At 30.4% G+C, this 18,155-nt stretch carries 17 protein-coding genes; 8 read left to right on the forward strand and 9 right to left on the reverse strand.

Annotated features, from left to right (window positions below):
* The first annotated feature begins 3 nt into the window (after positions 1-3).
* Genes purQ through grxD form a run of 4 tightly spaced genes read left to right on the forward strand, consistent with a single transcriptional unit; the run spans position 4 to position 3,443 of the window.
* Complete coding sequence (gene purQ, locus AC5SML_RS03960) at positions 4-687, forward strand: phosphoribosylformylglycinamidine synthase I (RefSeq protein WP_006996788.1); 684 nt, start codon at positions 4-6, stop codon at positions 685-687.
* Positions 687-2,879 carry a phosphoribosylformylglycinamidine synthase subunit PurL gene (gene purL, locus AC5SML_RS03965; protein ID WP_006996787.1) on the forward strand — a complete coding sequence of 731 codons (2,193 nt, stop codon included), beginning with the start codon at positions 687-689 and terminating at the stop codon, positions 2,877-2,879. The genes purQ and purL overlap by 1 nt, the downstream gene beginning before the upstream one ends.
* A gap of 1 nt (position 2,880) precedes the next feature.
* The gene (locus AC5SML_RS03970; RefSeq protein ID WP_006996786.1) at positions 2,881-3,111 is read left to right on the forward strand and encodes a BolA/IbaG family iron-sulfur metabolism protein; all 231 of its coding nucleotides are present in this window, start codon (positions 2,881-2,883) and stop codon (positions 3,109-3,111) included.
* Positions 3,111-3,443 (forward strand): Grx4 family monothiol glutaredoxin, encoded by a 333-nt coding sequence (gene grxD / locus AC5SML_RS03975; RefSeq protein WP_006996785.1) that lies wholly within the window; start codon positions 3,111-3,113, stop codon positions 3,441-3,443. Before AC5SML_RS03970 ends, grxD begins: the two co-directional genes overlap by 1 nt.
* A 4-nt stretch (positions 3,444-3,447) precedes the next feature.
* On the opposite strand, the gene AC5SML_RS03980 is transcribed toward grxD, so the two are convergent.
* The 9 genes from AC5SML_RS03980 to AC5SML_RS04020 form a co-directional block, all read right to left on the reverse strand.
* Complete coding sequence (locus tag AC5SML_RS03980) at positions 3,448-4,638, reverse strand: class I SAM-dependent methyltransferase (RefSeq protein ID WP_018414186.1); 1,191 nt, start codon at positions 4,636-4,638, stop codon at positions 3,448-3,450.
* Between the two features lie 135 nt (positions 4,639-4,773).
* Positions 4,774-5,391: a 30S ribosomal protein S4 gene (rpsD, locus tag AC5SML_RS03985; RefSeq protein ID WP_006996782.1), complete on the reverse strand. Its 618-nt coding sequence runs from the start codon at positions 5,389-5,391 to the stop codon at positions 4,774-4,776.
* A gap of 40 nt (positions 5,392-5,431) precedes the next feature.
* On the reverse strand, positions 5,432-6,145 hold the full coding sequence (locus AC5SML_RS03990; RefSeq protein WP_011282163.1) for an RNA methyltransferase: 714 nt from the start codon (positions 6,143-6,145) through the stop codon (positions 5,432-5,434).
* Positions 6,145-7,746 carry a citramalate synthase gene (gene cimA, locus AC5SML_RS03995; protein ID WP_494616875.1) on the reverse strand — a complete coding sequence of 534 codons (1,602 nt, stop codon included), beginning with the start codon at positions 7,744-7,746 and terminating at the stop codon, positions 6,145-6,147. The genes AC5SML_RS03990 and cimA overlap by 1 nt, the downstream gene beginning before the upstream one ends.
* On the reverse strand, positions 7,743-9,104 hold the full coding sequence (cysS, locus tag AC5SML_RS04000) for a cysteine--tRNA ligase (RefSeq protein ID WP_494616876.1): 1,362 nt from the start codon (positions 9,102-9,104) through the stop codon (positions 7,743-7,745). The genes cimA and cysS overlap by 4 nt, the downstream gene beginning before the upstream one ends.
* A 45-nt stretch (positions 9,105-9,149) precedes the next feature.
* Positions 9,150-9,887 carry an NAD(+) synthase gene (nadE, locus tag AC5SML_RS04005; RefSeq protein WP_494616877.1) on the reverse strand — a complete coding sequence of 246 codons (738 nt, stop codon included), beginning with the start codon at positions 9,885-9,887 and terminating at the stop codon, positions 9,150-9,152.
* Between the two features lie 39 nt (positions 9,888-9,926).
* Complete coding sequence (locus tag AC5SML_RS04010) at positions 9,927-11,306, reverse strand: class II 3-deoxy-7-phosphoheptulonate synthase (protein ID WP_006996777.1); 1,380 nt, start codon at positions 11,304-11,306, stop codon at positions 9,927-9,929.
* A gap of 35 nt (positions 11,307-11,341) precedes the next feature.
* Positions 11,342-13,162 (reverse strand): glutamine--fructose-6-phosphate transaminase (isomerizing), encoded by a 1,821-nt coding sequence (glmS, locus tag AC5SML_RS04015; RefSeq protein ID WP_494616879.1) that lies wholly within the window; start codon positions 13,160-13,162, stop codon positions 11,342-11,344.
* A gap of 1 nt (position 13,163) precedes the next feature.
* On the reverse strand, positions 13,164-13,787 hold the full coding sequence (locus AC5SML_RS04020; RefSeq protein WP_494574595.1) for a DapH/DapD/GlmU-related protein: 624 nt from the start codon (positions 13,785-13,787) through the stop codon (positions 13,164-13,166).
* Positions 13,788-13,857: 70 nt separating this feature from the next.
* On the opposite strand from AC5SML_RS04020, the gene AC5SML_RS04025 reads away from it, so the two are divergent.
* The 4 genes from AC5SML_RS04025 to AC5SML_RS04040 are packed head-to-tail and all read left to right on the forward strand — an operon-like array spanning position 13,858 to position 18,120.
* Positions 13,858-14,547 (forward strand): HAD-IA family hydrolase, encoded by a 690-nt coding sequence (locus AC5SML_RS04025; protein ID WP_026225075.1) that lies wholly within the window; start codon positions 13,858-13,860, stop codon positions 14,545-14,547.
* A 50-nt stretch (positions 14,548-14,597) separates the two neighbouring features.
* A complete protein-coding gene (locus AC5SML_RS04030) occupies positions 14,598-16,100 on the forward strand; it encodes an MmgE/PrpD family protein (RefSeq protein WP_494574597.1) in 1,503 nt (500 codons plus the stop codon).
* Positions 16,100-16,996, forward strand: coding sequence for a methylisocitrate lyase (prpB, locus tag AC5SML_RS04035; RefSeq protein WP_006996772.1), 897 nt, complete (start codon positions 16,100-16,102; stop codon positions 16,994-16,996). Before AC5SML_RS04030 ends, prpB begins: the two co-directional genes overlap by 1 nt.
* Complete coding sequence (locus tag AC5SML_RS04040) at positions 16,996-18,120, forward strand: bifunctional 2-methylcitrate synthase/citrate synthase (RefSeq protein ID WP_494616880.1); 1,125 nt, start codon at positions 16,996-16,998, stop codon at positions 18,118-18,120. Before prpB ends, AC5SML_RS04040 begins: the two co-directional genes overlap by 1 nt.
* Positions 18,121-18,155: the final 35 nt, after the last annotated feature.

Genomic DNA, 18,155 nt, shown 5'->3' on the forward strand with positions numbered 1-18,155 from the left:
AAAATGCATTCATCCGTAATAACCTTTCCAGGATCCAATTGTGACAGAGATATGGATGTTGCTTTAAAAAAATTTGGCTTTAAAAATAAAATGGTTTGGCATGATGATGTTGAACTACCAAAAAGTGACTTAGTAGTTTTACCAGGTGGTTTTTCATACGGGGATTACCTTAGATGTGGAAGTATGGCATCAAAATCAAAAATTATGAAATCGGTTCTAAACTTTGCTCAAGGGGGTGGTAAAGTTATGGGAGTTTGTAATGGGTTTCAAATTTTAGTTGAATCTGGATTACTGCCTGGTGTGCTGCTTAGAAATAAATATTTAGAATTTATTTGCAAAAATGTTTTTGTTAAAGCTAACAATAAAGATAACTCTTATTTTAAAGATGATAAAAAAAACATCTACGAGTTTCATATAGCTCATAATGAGGGAAATTACTTTTGCTCTAATGATCAAATTAAAGAAATTAATGACAATAACCAAATAGCTTTATTTTATTCAGATGAAAACGGAAATGTTAATGAACAATCTAATCCAAATGGTTCATTACAAAATATAGCTGGTGTGTTTAATAAACAAAAAAATGTTTTAGGAATGATGCCTCATCCAGAAAGAATGATAGACCCTGCTCTTTCAGGTGAAGATGGTTCAATTTTTTTTCAAAACTTAATTAATAATTTAAAATAATGATAGTTAACGAACAGCTTGCAATTGATCATGGTTTAAAAAAAGATGAATATAAAAAAATCTGTGATTTGTTAAAAAGAGTTCCCAATATTACTGAGCTTGGTATTTTCTCAGCAATGTGGAATGAGCATTGTTCTTATAAATCTTCAAGATTTCATCTTAAAAACTTGCCTACTAAAGGAAAAAACGTAATTCAAGGTCCTGGCGAAAATGCTGGTGTTATTGATATTGGTGATGATGATGCAATAGTATTTAAAATTGAAAGTCATAATCACCCTTCATTTATTGAACCTTATCAAGGTGCCGCAACGGGTGTTGGTGGAATTATGAGAGATGTCTTTACAATGGGAGCAAGACCAATAGCTAATTTAAACTCAATTCATTTTGGCTCACCTCAGCATAAAAAAACTAAGAATTTATTACGTGGAGTTGTTCACGGTATAGGTGGATATGGTAATTGTATGGGGGTTCCAACAATTGCTGGTCAAACTAGTTTTGACGAATCTTATAATGGTAATATTTTAGTAAATGCTATGACCCTAGGTCATGTAAAAAAAGATAAAATTTTTTATTCAAAAGCTGCAGGTTTAGGGAAACCTGTGATCTATGTTGGTTCAAAAACAGGTCGAGATGGAATTCATGGTGCAAGCATGGCATCAGCTTCATTTGATGATAAAATTGAAGAAAAAAAACCAACTGTTCAAGTTGGAGATCCTTTTACAGAAAAACTTTTATTAGAAGCTTGTTTAGAATTAATGGCAGGAGATTCGATTATTGCTATTCAGGATATGGGTGCTGCAGGATTAACTTCTTCAAGTATTGAAATGGCTTCAAAAGGAAATTTAGGAATTGAGATCAATTTAAGTAAAGTTCCTTGTAGAGAGGCAAACATGTCCCCTTATGAAATTATGCTATCTGAAAGCCAAGAGCGAATGCTTATTGTTTTAGAAAATGGCAAAGAAGAAATGGCTAAAAAAATATTCGATAAATGGAATTTAGATTTTGCTGTAATTGGTCAAACAACAAAAAGTAAAAAAATTGAACTTTATTTTAATGAAGAAAAAGTAGCAGATATTCCTGTTAACACATTGGTTGAAAACTCACCTATGTATGATCGAAAATGGAAAAAAGCTAAATTACCTAAAAGAATTAAAGTTGATAAAGAACAATTTAAAACCTTAAAAGTAAAAAATGTTTTAAATAAAATATTATCTAATCCAAATGTTTGTAGCAAAGAGTGGATTTGGCAACAATACGATCATACCGTTATGGGTGATACTATTCAAAAACCTGGCGGAGATGCTGGTGTTGTTAGAGTTCATGGTACCAATAAAGCTGTTGCAGCATCTGTAGATTCATCTGCTGTATATTGTTGGGCTCACCCTTTAAGTGGGGGAAAGCAAATTGTTTGTGAAAGTTGGAGGAACTTAATTTCAGTTGGTGCTAAACCAATTGCTATTACTAATTGCTTAAATTTTGGTAGTCCTGAAAATGAAGAAAATATGGGTGAGTTTGTTGAGTGTGTTCAAGGTTTAGGTGAAGCGAGTGCTTACTTAGAGTTTCCAGTAGTTTCTGGAAACGTTTCATTTTACAACCAAACTAAAGATATTGGGATTAAACCTACACCAGCAATTGGGGGGGTTGGTTTAATTAAAGATTACCAAAACATGGTTACAATGGATTTAAAAGAAGCTGATAATATACTTTTAGTTATTGGTAAAACTGAAGGTCACTTGGATCAAAGTTTATTTGCAAGAGATATTTTAAATGAAAAAAATGGACCTCCTCCTGAAATTAATCTTTTTAATGAAAAAAATAATGGTGAAACAATTTTAAAGCTTATTAATAAAAAATTTATAAAATCTGCTCACGATGTTTCTTTAGGTGGAATAATTACTGCTCTTTCTAAAATGTGTATTAAAGGTAAAAAAGGTGCAACTCTTAAAAAGTCTAATTACTTAATTAATCAATTTGAATACTTATTTGGTGAAGATCAGGGAAGATACATTATTGAAATTAGTAAAGATGATCTAGAAAATGCTACTAAAATACTTCAAGAAAACTCCGTACATTTTGATGAACTTGGGTTAGTTAATGAAGATGGTTTAATAATTGACGATAAGACAAAAGTATCAATTGACGATTTGATTAAATCACATACAAATTGGCTAACGAACTACATGGAAAATTAAAATGGCAATGGATATAAAAGAAGTTGAAACACTCATTAAAGAAGCTTTACCAGATGCTATAATAGAAATTCAAGATCTTGCAGGAGATAGTAATCACTACTCAGCGACAATAACCTCTAAAGAGTTTTCAGGAAAAAGTAAAATTGAACAACACAAAATGGTGTACAATTCTTTAAAAGGGAAAATGGGCAACGAACTTCATGCATTAGCAATTAAAACAAAGGAACAATAATGGACGATAGTACAAAAAATTTAATTCAAGGTCATATAGAAACCAACGAAGTATGTTTATTTATGAAAGGAACGCCAGATGCTCCTCAATGTGGATTTTCTATGGCTGTGTCAAATATGTTAAAAATTTTAGAAGTGAATTACAAAGGAATAAATGTTCTTGAATCTCAGTCTTTAAGAGAAGGTATAAAAGAATTTAGTGACTGGCCTACTATTCCACAAGTTTATATTAAAGGTGAATTTGTTGGTGGCTGTGACATCGTTAAGGAAATGTATGAAAATGGTGAACTCAAAAAAGTCCTTGAGGATAAAGGAATTAATTTTAAAAAATAATTTATTACTTATAAATATAATCTCTAGTATTCGGAGTTGACATATAGTTCTTTGTTAGTTGGAACTGATAAACAACTTGGTCTCCCCACTTAAAAGCACTTTCACAGCTAGCTAAATAAAATTCCCACATCCTAAAAAATTTTTCATCAAACATATTAATTATTTGAATTTTATTTTTAATACAATTTTCTTTCCAGTGCCTTAGAGTGTGAGAATAATGTAATTTAAGTACCTCTATGTCAGATACTATTAATCCAGCTTTCTCAACAGGTGTTACCACCTCACTGAGACTAGGCGTATAACCACCTGGAAAAATATACTTAGTTATCCAGGGGTGTGGGTCTCTAGGAGGATTAACTGAGCCAATAGTGTGAACTAGTGAAACACCATCATCTTTAAGCAAATTATCAATTTTCTTAAAAAAATTTTTATAAAATTTCCTACCCACATGTTCAAACATTCCAACACTTACAATTCTATCAAACTTTTCGTCTAACTGACGGTAATCTATTAGCTTAAAGGTAACTTGATTTTCTAAATTAAGCTTTTTGGCTTTTTTAACACAGTAGTTAAACTGATTTTCAGATAGAGTAATCCCTGTAACTTCACAATTATTACTTTTTGCAATATCAATAGCTAAAGATCCCCAGCCACAACCTATATCAAGAACTTTTTGATTTGGCTTTATATTAAGTTTTTTTATTATGTGTTGTATTTTATTATTTTGAGCATCTTCTAAAGTATCATTTTCATTTATAAAATACCCACACGAGTATTGTTTTTTAGGATCTAAAAATAAACTGTATAAATCATCTGAGAGATCATAATGATGTGCCACATTCATTTTTGATTTTTTTATAAAGTTAAAGTTTGTTAAATATCTATAAGACCCATAAAGCTTATTTATCAACATACTAAAAAAATTTAATTCACCTCTTCCTATATTCATAAGCGCTATATCTAAGAAATCAGTTAAACTTCCGTTTTCAATTTGTATATCTCCATTAGAATAAGCTTCTCCAAAATATAAATCTGGCCTAAAAAATAATTTATAATGGAGTTTCTTATCTAATATTTTAACTGTGATTGGCTTATTGTTTTTTGGTGTGCCAATAATATATTTATTTGAATTAGCATCAATTAAAAGAAAGCCATCTTTCTGAAACAATTTATTTAGATATCTTGCCAGTTGCATTTAAAATCTCATAAAAATTTTATTTATAAGAAAAAATGTATAATAAATTTATATAAAATTCACTCAGGATTAATTCACAATTTTATTGGAATTTTAAGAGCAATATTAAAAGAATTTTTTAAAAAAGGATATTTATTATCTAGAGTAATATTCAATTACTAGATTAGGTTCCATTATTACTGGATAAGGAACTTCGTCGAACTTAGGTGTTCTAACAAAAGTAACTTTTTTATTTTTTTCATCTAAATTAATGTATTCAGGTGTTTCTCTTTCTTTACTAGCTAGAGCGATATCAATTATAGCCAACTGTTTAGATTTATCTCTAATTTCAATTATATCTTCTTCTTTAACAACGTAACTTCCAATGTTAACTTTTTTACCGTTAACTCTTACGTGACCATGGTTAATAAGTTGTCTCGCTGAAAATACTGTTGTTGAAAATCTTGCTCTATAAACAACAGAATCTAATCTTCTTTCAAGCAAACCAATTAAATTTTCACCCGTATCCCCTTTTAACATGGTAGCTTTTTTATAAATATTTCTGAATTGTCTTTCGTTAATGTTACCGTAGTAACCTTTTAATTTTTGTTTAGCTTGTAGCTGAATTCCGTAATCAGAAGGTTTTCCTTTTCTACCTTGTCCGTGTTGTCCTGGACCATAATCCCTTTTATTAAAAGGACTTTTAGGTCTACCCCATAGGTTAATTTTTAACCTTCTATCTATTTTATGTTTAGCGCTTATTCTTTTTGTCATTTGATAGGTGGGTTTATAAACTTACTCATTATTTTGTCAATCAACCTTTTTTGGACAAACTTGCAAATACACTGGATAAAATACGTGTTTCTTTCTCAGAAAGCTCCATTTTAGAAAAAATACTTCTTAAGTTTTCAAGCATAATAGGTCTCTTTTCTAAGGGTTTAAAAAAGTGTTTTTCCTCTAGTTTTTTGATGCACAAGTTAGTCATAGCTTGAATATCCTTTTTGCTAGCTAAGTTTACTTTTTTTGATTTAGAATATTTTGCACCCTTTAAATTAATAATGCTTGCTACTGTATGAGCTATAATAATAACACTATGTGACAGGTTTAAAGATTTAAAATCAGGGTTAGTTGGGATTTGCATAGTGTAATTAGCATAACTAATCTCATTATTAGATAAACCAGATGCCTCAGAACCAAATAAAAAAGCTATCTTTTTATTAAAATCAATTTTTTTTAAATCATCTAAATTAATATGTTTAATATTTTTATTTCTAAACCTTGCAGATGTTGCAACAACATAATCTACCTTTTTTACAGCAGATTCTAAAGTTTCATGTACTTTAGCATTAATAATTAGATCTTTTGCCCCAACTGATGTTGCTAAAATTTTATCATTTGGGAAAATTGGTTTTGGTTTAACAATAACTAACTTTTTAAAATTAAAGTTTTTAACAGCTCTAGCACAAGCTCCAATATTTTCTGATAGTTGAGGTTGATGTAAGATAAATGAGATATTATTAAAAGACATTAAAGACTTGCTGGAGCTTTATCTTTAAATAATTTATAATCTAAACTATCAACTAATGCTTTAAATGAAGCGTCAATTATATTTGCTGAGACACCAATAGTGAACCAGTTCTTACCTTTTGAGTCTGTGCTTTCTATTGAAACTCTAGTGATTGCTTCAGTACCTGTATTTAAAATTCTAACTTTGTAATCAACTAATTTCAAATCTTTTAAATATTTAGAGTATTTGTTTAATCGATCTACATTTTGTCTAATAGCATTATCTAGTGCATTAACAGGACCATTTCCTTCACCAGTACACATAATTTTTTCACCATCAACTTCAAGCTGAGCTTTTGCAGAAGAAACAATTGTGCCTGATGAATCTTTTTTAACAGAAACATCATATTCTTTAATCAATATATACCTTGGTATTTTGCTAATAATCCTTCTGGCCAATAATTCAAAAGATGCGTCAGCACCATCATAACTATAACCTATAAATTCTCTATCTTTTACTTCATCTAAAAGTTTTTTAATTTTAGGGTCACTCTCCTCTATTTCTATACCAATTGTTTTTAATCTTGAGATTATATTGGATTTTCCAGATTGATCTGAAACTACTATGTTTCGAGAATTTCCAACTTCTACTGGATCAATATGTTCGTAAGTTTTTGGATCTTTTTGAACCGCTGATACATGAAGGCCACCTTTATGAGAAAAAGCAGCAGCACCAACGTATGGAAGATGTTTGTTAGGTTTTCTATTTAAAATCTCATCTAACAATCTAGAGCATTCTGTTAATTTTTTAATATTGTCTGGTTTAATTTTTAATTCAAAATTAGTTGCAAAATCTTCTTTTAAAAAAAAAGTAGGGATTAGTGACATTAAATTAGCATTACCACACCTTTCACCTAAACCATTGATGGTTCCTTGCACCTGTCTAACTCCAGCCCAAACTGCAGCTAAAGAATTCGCAACTGCATTACCAGTATCATTGTGTGCATGTATCCCTAAATTTTTTCCAGGTATAGTTTTAGAAACTTCTGTAACAATTTTTGTAACTTCATGAGGTAAGGTTCCACCATTAGTGTCACATAAAACAATCCACCTTGCTCCCTCATCAAATGCTGATTTGAGACATGATAAGGCGTAACTTGGATTAGCCTTGTATCCATCAAAAAAATGCTCTGCATCGAACATGAATTCTTTATTCTCTTTAACGAAATGTTTAGCTGTCTCTTTAATGTTTTCTAAGTTTTCTTCATTAGAAATCCCAAGTGCTATATCAACATGAAAATCCCAAGATTTTCCTACAATACAAACTGCCGGTGTGTTTGAGTTTAAAAGTGCTGATAGTCCAGGATCATTATCGGCACTACGACCAGTTCTTTTGGTCATACCAAAAGATGTTAGTTTAGCATTATTAAATGAATGTTTTTTTTGAAAAAATTCAGTATCCGTAGGGTTGGCTCCTGGCCACCCACCCTCAATATAATCAACACCTAAATTATCTAAAGCTGAGGCAATTTTCAATTTATCATCTACAGAAAAGTCTACACCTTGTGTTTGTGCACCATCTCTTAGTGTTGTATCAAATATAAAAAGTTGTTGTTTGCTCATTTTAGTTTCCAAATTGTTTTACCATCTTTGTCTTCTATTAAAACCCCTTTATCTAAAAGCTTATCTCTAATGATATCAGCTTCTTTATAATTCTTATCTTCTCTTGCTTTGTTTCTAAGTGAAATCATTTCCAAAATATCATCTTCATTAATGGATGATTTTTTCTTTTTAAATTCCATCCACTCTTCTTTTGTTTTATTTAAAATACCAATAAAATTACAAGCTAATACAAATAAACTTTTCTCTTCATTTCCTCCTTTTAAGGCCTTATCATACAGTTGATGTAACTTTGCAATGTAGCCAGGTGTATTCAAATCATCGTATAATGGAGACAAAATATCTTCATCTAAAACTATTTTGTCTTTTGGGGGTAAATAAACTTCATACCATTTATCAATAGTATTTTTGCAATCTTCTAAGAGCTTTTCGTTCCAGTCTAATGGTTGTTTGTAGTGAGCACTCATAAGAGCAAGTTTTAAAACTTGTCCGTCAACATTATCTTTAAAATCTTTAATCTTAAGTATGTTGCCAGTTGATTTAGCCATTTTTTCATTGGACATAGTAATAAATGCGTTATGGATCCAATAATTTGCAAAAACTTTAGTATCATTCGCACATCTTGATTGTGCAATTTCATTTTCGTGATGTGGAAAAATTAAATCAATTCCACCTCCGTGAATATCGAATATGTTACCTAGATATTTTTTAGACATTGCAGAACATTCTAAATGCCAACCAGGTCTTCCTTTACCCCAAGGAGAATCCCAAGAAGGTTCATCATCCTTAGAGGGTTTCCATAATACAAAGTCTTCTGATTTTTTTTTATTCTCTGAAACTTCAACTCTAGATCCTGCAATTAAATCTTCTAGTTTTTTATTCGATAATTTTCCATAATCATCAAATTTGCTAACTTCAAAATAAACATGGTCGTTTACCACATAAGCAAAATCTTTTTCTATTAAAGTTGATATCATTTTAATCATGAGATCAATATGATCTGTAGCTTTTGGTTGTTGGGTTGGATTATCTAAATTTAAGTAATTACAATCATCATTAAAATCTTTAATAACATTGTTTGTTAATTCTGATATTGAAAGATTTTTTTCTTTTGCTGATTTAATTATCTTATCATCAACGTCTGTAATATTTCTTATATAATTTATTTTATCATGACCATATTTTGATTTTAAAACTTTGAACAAAATATCAAAAATAACAAGAGGTCTTGCGTTCCCAATGTGTGGGTTGTCATAAACGGTTGGACCACAAACATACATTCCAATGTTTTCTTTATTTATAGGAACAAATTTTTCTTTTTTATTGTTTAGATTGTTTGTTAAAAAAATATCCTTGTTCATTATCTTAGAATTATACTTTAATTATAGATTTGTGAATCTATAAGATTAGTTGGGAATCTTGCAAACTGGGATTGGTTCCATTTTATGCAAGTTTATCTTTCTTATTTTTTCGTATTTTTCACGATTTATTGAATTAACATTGTTCATAGCTTCTTCTAATTCCTTGTATTTAAGACCTAACTGACCTTCATCAGTTCTGCCATCATCCCATAATCCATCTGTTGGAGCTGCATCAATTATCTCTTGAAGAATATTAATGGATTTACCTATTTCCCATACTTCTGATTTATTGCAATCTGCAATAGGAGATATATCAACTCCACCATCTCCATATTTTGTATAAAACCCTACCCCAAAATCCTCAACTTTATTTCCAGTACCAACCACAATACCTTTGTTTGCAGCTGCTACTTGATAAAGAGTAGTCATTCTAATTCTAGCTCTAGAATTTGCCATACCAAGCTCACTATCAAAATTAGATAACGTACTCTCAAACGTTTCAAATAATTTATCTAAATTTATTGTGTGTGCTTCAACATTATCAAAATTTTTAACAAGCCATTCTTGATGTTTTAAGCTTAAGTCATGTTGTGATGATTTTTGTTTAATGGGCATTGATAAAACAATTGTTTTAATACCTGTCATTGCGCTCAATGAACTTGATACAGAAGAGTCTATTCCCCCAGAAATTCCAATGATTAAAGATTGAGCCTTACTTGGCATCTTGTTAACGTAATCTTTAATCCAATTGCTTATAAATTGTGCTTTTTCTAATGGTTTCATTTCCTAAAATTTAAACGAAATTGTATTCAATACAATGCTTTAAGATGCCGCTTTAATATTTTTTTTAGAATAAGCAGCATTTTTTTTAATCTCATCAGAAATTAAAAAAGCTAACTCTAACGCTTGGTTAGCATTAAGTCTTGGATCGCAATGAGTGTGGTAACGGCTAGATAAATCTTGGTCAGATATTTTCTGAGCACCCCCTGTGCATTCAGTAACGTCTTGACCAGTCATTTCAATATGTAATCCACCTGCATAACTTCCTTCACTTTGGTGACATTCAAAAACATTTTTTACTTCTTTGACAACACTATTAAATGGTCTTGTTTTAAATCCAGTTGTAGCTTTAATTGTATTTCCATGACAAGGATCACATGACCATATTACATTTAAACCTTCTTTTTTAATTGCTCTTATTAATTTTGGTAAAAATTTAGAAACATTTTCATGACCAAATCTAGAAATTAAAGTTATTTTACCTTTTTCATTTGTTGGATTAATTTTATTGCAAAGATTTATCAAGTCTTCAGCTTTTAATGTTGGTCCACATTTAATTCCAATTGGATTTTCAATTCCTCTACAAAACTCAACATGTCCACCATCTAGTTGTCTTGTTCTATCTCCTATCCAAACAAAGTGAGCTGAGGTATCGTGATATTCACCTGTAGTAGAATCTACTCTTGTCATTGCTTGTTCAAAAGGAAGTAATAAAGCCTCATGTGAAGTCCAAAAGTTTACTGTTTTTAATCTTCTATTAAAGTCAGAATTAATTCCACAAGCATCCATAAATGCTAAGGCATCTGCAATTCTATCTTCTAAATCTTTAAATTTTTTTGCAGCTGGAGAGTTTTTAATAAACCCTAAGTTCCAAGTATGTACTTTTTTAAGATCAGCAAAACCTCCATGAGAGAAGGCTCTTATAAGGTTAAGCGTTGATGCAGATTGAGAATAAGCTTTAAAAAGTCTTTTTGGATCAGGAACTCTTGATTTTTCATTAAATTCCATTCCATTAATATTATCTCCAAGGTAACTAGGCAGTTCAACACCATCAATATTTTCAACAGGAGAACTTCTTGGTTTTGAAAACTGTCCAGCAATTCTTCCAAGTTTAATTACTGGTAATGATGCCGAATAAGTAAGCACTAAAGACATTTGCAGTATCAGTTTAAATGTATCTCTAATGTTATCAGGATGAAATTCTGCAAAACTTTCTGCACAATCTCCACCTTGTAATAAAAAAGCTTTTCCATCGACAACATCAGCTAATTGTTCTTTTAAATGCCTTGTCTCACCAGCAAAAACTAATGGTGGGAAATCTTTAATTTTACTTAAAACACCATCCAATTCTTTTTGATCAGGATATTCAGGAATGTGTTTTACAGGATAATTTCTCCAGCTATTTATTTTCCAATTTTTCATGTTCAACCTAGGGGTGTTGTAGCAGAGTTTAATTATTATTCAACTGTGACTGATTTTGCTAAATTTCTAGGTTTATCAATGTCATACCCTTTTTTAAGAGCTGAATAATAAGCTAATTTTTGCAATGGAACAGTTAATAAAAAAGGTAATAAGTCATCATTGGCACTTTCAACTAATACCGTTTCCCAAATATTTTCTGAAAAAACTTCGTCTTTGCTCTTGTTAGTAATCAATAAAACTTTAGCCCCTCTTGCTATTACTTCCTGCATATTGGAAATTGTTTTTTTATAATAATTATCTCTTGGAGCTAAGACAACAACTGGCATTCCATCTTCAATTAAGGCTAATGGACCATGTTTCATCTCACCTGCAGGGTACCCTTCAGCATGAACGTAAGCTAATTCTTTTAATTTTAACGCCCCTTCTAATGCAATTGGGTAAGAAAAGCCTCTCCCTAAAAACATCGAACCTTTTGCATCAGTAAATGAGCTTGAGACTGTCTGGATTTTACTTTCTGTTAGTAAAGTTTGCTCAACTAATTTAGGTAATAATTTTAAATCTTTAATTTTGTTTAAAAATAAATCTTTATCCAAGTCTTTTCTTAAAATTCCTAATTTTAATACTAAGATATAAAGAACCAGCATTTGACCCATAAAAGCTTTTGTGGATGCAACACCAATTTCTTGCCCACAATGAATGGGTAAAACAAAGTTAGAATCTCTTGCAATAGAACTTTCTATAACATTAACTACACTGCAAGTTTTCATATTATTTTTATTACATAAATCTAGAGCAGCGTAAGTATCTGCTGTTTCACCAGACTGAGAAACAAAAATATATAAATTATCATCTTTAAATCTATTTTTTCGGTATCTAAACTCGGATGCAATATCAATTGTTACATCAAGTGTAGTATTTTCTTCAAACCAATATTTTGCCATTAAGCAAGAATGGTAAGCTGTACCACAACCAATTAAAGTAACTGAAGAAATTTCCTTAATATTCCATGGAAAATTATAGATGTTGATGTCGTTGTTAATTGTATCAACATACTCGTTTATACAGTTCTTTAATGTTGTTGGCTGTTCTTCAATCTCTTTTGCCATAAAATGTTTAAAATCACCTTTGTCATAATCCTGTTCTTTTGAAGATAATTCTAAAACTTTCTTATTAACTTTTAAGCCTTCTTCATCAAAAAACTCAACTTGGTCTTTTTTTATAATGCAAAACTCTCCATCATTTAAATATGAAATTTTATTAGTCATCGATTTTAAAGCGTAAGAGTCTGAGCCTAGATAATTTTCGTTAGGACCATAGCCAACTGCAAGTGGAGACCCTCTTCTAGCACCTACTATAAGATCTGGTTGATCTTTAAAGATTATACCTAAAGCAAAACTTCCATGTAATTGTTTAAGAGTTTTAATAATTGCATCTTTTAAATTTAGTTCTTTTAAATACTCTGTTATTAAATGAACAATTACCTCAGTATCTGTTTGAGATTTAAATACATGACCCTTGTTTATTAAATACTTTTTTAAAAGTGTAGAATTTTCAATAATCCCATTATGCACAACTGATACACTCTCTGAAGAATGAGGATGTGCATTAATAGTATTTGGAATACCGTGCGTTGCCCATCTAACATGTCCAATTCCAATAGCGCCTGACATATTCTTAACAGCAAGATTTTTTTCTAAAATATCAACTCTACCTTCTGATTTTGCTTCACTTACAATTCCATTTGATAATGTGGCAATTCCAGCAGAGTCGTATCCTCTATATTCTAATTTTCTAAGAGAATTAATAATTGTAGATGAAACTGGTTTATTACTAGCTATACCTATTATTCCACACATTTTATTTCGTTCTTCTTTTGTAATTTTTAACTTCTGTTTGAGAGCTTCTAGTTAAAGCTAATGAATTTTTTTTAACTTTTTTTGTAATAACTGATCCTGCTCCAACAATACTATTTTTTTCAAGAGTAATTGGTGCAACTAATGATGAGTTAGACCCTATAAATACATTATCTCTAATTTTTGTTTTACTTTTTTTAACACCGTCATAATTGCAGGTAATTGTACCAGCTCCAACATTTACACCTTTACCCAATTCACTATCACCAATATAGGATAAATGATTAATTTTTGATTTTTTTCCAACTGTACTTTTCTTAACTTCTACAAAATTTCCAATTTTAGACCCTTCTTCAAGAATAGTTCCTGGTCTTAATCGTGCATAAGGTCCAACTTCAACTTTATTTTTTATTTTACAATCTTCTAAATGTGAAAATGAATTGATAGTTACATTATTTCCAATTTTAACTTTTGGCCCAATGACAACATATGGATTAATAGTAACGTTTTTTCCAACCTTTGTATCTTTTGAAAAAAAAATAGTTTCAGGACCAATCATCTTTACACCAGACTTGATAAAAAATTTACGAAGTTTTTCTTGTTCAATATTAGAATTTATTTGTTTCATCTGGAAATATTTTTATATTAAGTGTATAGATAGCTTAATTCACAATTTATTTCTTAAAAATACTTTATTAATGACTCAAAAATACTCAATATTATTTGACCTAGACGGAACCTTAGTCGATACCGCACCTGATTTAATGAATGCTCATAATCATGTAATGAGAAAATATGGTTATCCTACCAAATCTACTGCTGACATTAGAAATTTAGTAGGTCAAGGCGCTGGTGCGATGATTGGTAGATCTATATGGGGACAAGCAAAAAAAGAGTTTGGTAAAATTGATGATCAAAAAATTAAAGCTGAAATGGTAAAAGATTTTGTTAATTTTTATGGAAAAAATATTATTAAAGAAAGCACACTTATTAATGGGGTAAAAGAATTTTTAAAATGGTGTAAAGAAAAAGAAATTTCAATGGCAGTTTGTACCAATAAACAAGAACACCTAGCAATTGATCTTTTAAAAAAGATTGGAATTTATGATTACTTTGAGTACGTTGCAGGTTCAGATACGTTTGATTATTGCAAACCCGATCCAAGACACATAACAAGTATTATTGAAATCATCGGGGGTGATGTAAAAAAATCTCTAATGTTTGGGGATAGTGAAACTGATGCAAATGCAGCTAAGGCTGCCTCTGTTCCTGTTATTTTATTAGAAAATGGTTATACAGAAAAAAATTCTAATGAAATTTACCATAATCATTTAATAAAAGACTTTATTGGTGTTGAAAAAATAGTTTCAACTTACTTAAAAGATTGATTTAATTTTTTTTCTTACTATTAATAGGTTTGCACAATTAAGGAGGCCTAATGATTTCACATAAAGTTAAAGTTTACCCATCAAAAATTGATTTACCTAAAAAAAATCAATTAGCATGGAAAATTGCTGAAATTGCCTCTGATAATGCAAAATTAGATAAGGCAGCCATTGAGATGGTTATTAATAGAATAATTGATAATGCTTCAGTTGCCATTGCTTCTTTAAATAGGAGAGCGGTTATCTCTTCAAGAGAAATGGCCCTAAAGCATCCTAGAAAAAATGGTGCAAATTTATTTGGTATTGATTCAAAATTAAAATTTGATTGTGAATGGGCTGCTTGGTCCAATGGAACAGCTGTTAGAGAGCTTGATTTTCATGATACTTTTTTAGCAGAAGATTACAGTCATCCTGGAGATAACATTCCACCCATTTTAAGTGTTGCTCAACAAACTAAAAAAAGTGGACTAGATTTGTTAAGAGGAATTATCACAGGTTATGAAGTTCAGGTTAATTTAGTTAAAGGAATTTGTTTGCATAAACATAAAATAGATCACATAGCACATTTAGGACCAAGTGTTGCTGCAGGTTTGGGTACAATGTTAAAACTTAACACTGAAACAATTTATCAAGCAGTTCAACAAGCTCTACATACAACAGTTTCAACAAGACAATCTAGAAAAGGTGAAATCTCTAGTTGGAAAGCTTACGCCCCTGCTCATGCTGGTAAACTTGCAATTGAAGCAGTTGATAGAGCAATGCGTGGTGAAGGTGCTCCAAGTCCTATTTATGAAGGAGAAGACAGTGTTATAGCTAGAATATTAGATGGCAAGAAAGCTTTATACAATGTGCCACTTCCAAAGAAAAAAGAATCTAAAAGAGCGATACTTGAGACCTATACAAAAGAATATTCAGCTGAGTATCAGTCTCAAGCACTAATAGATATTGCTAAAAAACTTAATAAGAAAATTCCTAATTTAAATCAAATTAAAAAAATTGATATTTACACAAGTCATCACACTCATTACGTAATTGGAACTGGTGCAAATGATCCACAAAAAATGGATCCAAATGCAAGTAGAGAAACACTTGATCACTCTATTATGTACATTTTTGCAGTAGCACTTGAGGATGCTGATTGGCACCATGTTAAATCATATACCAAACAAAGAGCTAATAGAAAAAGCACTATAAAAATTTGGAAATCAATTACGACGTTTGAAGATAAAAAATGGACTAAAAAATATCACGATCCTAATCCAAAAAATAAATCATTTGGTGCAAGAGTTGTAGTTACTTTAAATAATGGTAAAAAAATTACAGAACAATTAGATAGAGCAGATGCTCATCCTTATGGAGCACGTCCGTTTAAAAGACAAAATTATATTAATAAGTTTTTAACGTTAACAGACGGTATCTTAGATAAAAAAGAGAGTGCACGTTTCTTAAAAGTTGTTCAAAATCTTAAAAACCTGAAAGCTGGAGAGTTAAATAAATTAAACATCCAGGTTAAAAGAAGTCAGATAAAGAAAAATACGAAACAAGGAATTTTTTAATGCATTTTGTAGAAAAAGAGCCCAGTCAAAAAAGAGCTGACTTTGTTAGTAAACTAAAATCAAATAAAATTTTAAGAGTTCCTGGTGCTTATAACCCACTAACCGCAAAACTAATTGAAGAAATTGGGTATGATGCAGTTTATGTATCAGGTGGAGTTATGGCTAATGATTTAGGATTTCCAGATATTGGTTTAACTACGCTGCAAGATGTTAGTACTAGATCTTATTTAATATCTAGAGTTACAAGTTTACCTACCATCGTTGATATCGACACTGGCTTTAAGTCTTGTGAAGAAACTATTAAAACTTTTGAAGAATTTGGGGTGTCAGCAGTTCACTTAGAAGATCAAGTAGAACGAAAAAGATGTGGTCACTTAGATAACAAAGAATTAATTTCAACTGAAGCAATGGTTAAGAAAATTAAAGAATGTGTTGCTGCAAAACAAGATGAAAATTTTAAAATTATAGCAAGATCTGATGCTAAAGGAGTTGAGGGAATAGATAAGATGATTGATAGATGTAAGGCATATATTGATGCTGGAGCTGAAATTATTTTCCCAGAAGCTTTACAGGATGAAAAAGATTTTGAAAAAGTTAGAAAAGAATTATCATGTTACTTACTGGCTAATATGACAGAATTTGGAAAATCTAAGTTATTCAATTACAAAGAGTTAGAAAATTTTGGGTATAATATTGTGATTTATCCAGTAACCACACAAAGATTGGCTATGAAAAATGTAGAAGATGGTCTTAGAGACATTTTTGTGAATGGACATCAGAACAACATTATTGATAAAATGCAAACTAGAAAAAGACTTTACGAGTTAGTAGAATATGAAAAGTACAATTCGTTAGATGAAAAAATTTATAACTTTAGTACGGAAGGACATGAATAATGAGTGATGATATTAAAAAAGGTTTACTAGGGATAGTTGTTGATGAAACAGAAATTTCAAAAGTTATGCCAGAGATCAATTCTCTTACTTATAGAGGTTATGCAGCTCAAGATTTATGTGCAAGATGTGATTTTGAAGAAGTTGCTTACTTAATTTTAAATAAAGAATTACCTAATAAAAAACAATTAAAAGAATTTAAGAAAGAATTATCTAAAGAAATAACTTTATCTAAAAATTTATTAAGTATTTTAAAAAAAATACCTAAAAATTCTCATCCAATGGATGTTGCGAGAACAGCTGTTAGTTTCATGGGTCTTGAAGACAAAGAAACTAAAGATAGCTCACCAAAAGCAAATTTAAGAAAGGCGATTAGAATTCTTGCAAAAACACCTACTGCCTTAGCAGCTTTTTACAGACTTCGAAAAGGGAAAAAAATTATAGCTCCAAAGAAAAATCTTACTTTTTCTGAAAACTTTTTCCATATGTGCTTTGGAAAAGTTCCTGAAAAAGAAATTGTTAAAGCTTTTGATGTATCACTAATTTTATACGCTGAGCATAGTTTTAACGTATCCACATTTACTGCAAGAACTATTACCAGTAGTTTATCTGACATTCATGGAGCAATCACAGGTGCGATCGCTAGTTTAAAAGGTCCTCTTCATGGTGGTGCTAATGAAGAAGTAATGCACATGATGAAGAAAATTAAAAAACCTGAGAACGCTTTAAAATGGATTACGAAGGCTCTTAAAAACAAAGATGTGGTGATGGGATTTGGTCATAGAGTTTACAAAAGTGGAGATTCAAGAGTTCCAACCATGAGAGAATACTTTAAAAGAGTAGCTATTATTAAAAAAGATAAAACATTTGAAAAAATTTATGACATTGTTGAAAAGGTAATGATTAAAGAAAAGAATATTTATCCAAATGTTGATTACCCAACAGGACCTACTTACCATTTAATGGGTTTTGATACTGATTTCTTTACCCCAATATTTGTAATTTCAAGAATTACAGGTTGGTCAGCACATATTATGGAGCAACATGCTGCTAACAAATTGATTAGACCTCTTGCTAGTTATAAAGGTAGTAAACATAGAAAAGTTATACAGTTAAATCAAAGATAATTTTTTGTATTGAGTAATAAATAAATAATTTCTTT

This window comes from Candidatus Pelagibacter sp. PS_17, assembly GCF_059417945.1.

Excerpts from the sequence above, each read along its gene's own strand:
- purQ (WP_006996788.1), top strand. The coding sequence starts at position 4 with ATGCATTCATCCGTAATAACCTTTCCAGGATCCAATTGTGACAGAGAT.
- purL (WP_006996787.1), top strand. The coding sequence starts at position 687 with ATGATAGTTAACGAACAGCTTGCAATTGATCATGGTTTAAAAAAAGAT.
- AC5SML_RS03970 (WP_006996786.1), top strand. The coding sequence starts at position 2,881 with ATGGCAATGGATATAAAAGAAGTTGAAACACTCATTAAAGAAGCTTTA.
- grxD (WP_006996785.1), top strand. The coding sequence starts at position 3,111 with ATGGACGATAGTACAAAAAATTTAATTCAAGGTCATATAGAAACCAAC.
- AC5SML_RS03980 (WP_018414186.1), bottom strand. The coding sequence starts at position 4,638 with ATGCAACTGGCAAGATATCTAAATAAATTGTTTCAGAAAGATGGCTTT.
- rpsD (WP_006996782.1), bottom strand. The coding sequence starts at position 5,391 with ATGACAAAAAGAATAAGCGCTAAACATAAAATAGATAGAAGGTTAAAA.
- AC5SML_RS03990 (WP_011282163.1), bottom strand. The coding sequence starts at position 6,145 with ATGTCTTTTAATAATATCTCATTTATCTTACATCAACCTCAACTATCA.
- cimA (WP_494616875.1), bottom strand. The coding sequence starts at position 7,746 with ATGAGCAAACAACAACTTTTTATATTTGATACAACACTAAGAGATGGT.
- cysS (WP_494616876.1), bottom strand. The coding sequence starts at position 9,104 with ATGAACAAGGATATTTTTTTAACAAACAATCTAAACAATAAAAAAGAA.
- nadE (WP_494616877.1), bottom strand. The coding sequence starts at position 9,887 with ATGAAACCATTAGAAAAAGCACAATTTATAAGCAATTGGATTAAAGAT.
- AC5SML_RS04010 (WP_006996777.1), bottom strand. The coding sequence starts at position 11,306 with ATGAAAAATTGGAAAATAAATAGCTGGAGAAATTATCCTGTAAAACAC.
- glmS (WP_494616879.1), bottom strand. The coding sequence starts at position 13,162 with ATGTGTGGAATAATAGGTATAGCTAGTAATAAACCAGTTTCATCTACA.
- AC5SML_RS04020 (WP_494574595.1), bottom strand. The coding sequence starts at position 13,787 with ATGAAACAAATAAATTCTAATATTGAACAAGAAAAACTTCGTAAATTT.
- AC5SML_RS04025 (WP_026225075.1), top strand. The coding sequence starts at position 13,858 with ATGACTCAAAAATACTCAATATTATTTGACCTAGACGGAACCTTAGTC.
- AC5SML_RS04030 (WP_494574597.1), top strand. The coding sequence starts at position 14,598 with ATGATTTCACATAAAGTTAAAGTTTACCCATCAAAAATTGATTTACCT.
- prpB (WP_006996772.1), top strand. The coding sequence starts at position 16,100 with ATGCATTTTGTAGAAAAAGAGCCCAGTCAAAAAAGAGCTGACTTTGTT.
- AC5SML_RS04040 (WP_494616880.1), top strand. The coding sequence starts at position 16,996 with ATGAGTGATGATATTAAAAAAGGTTTACTAGGGATAGTTGTTGATGAA.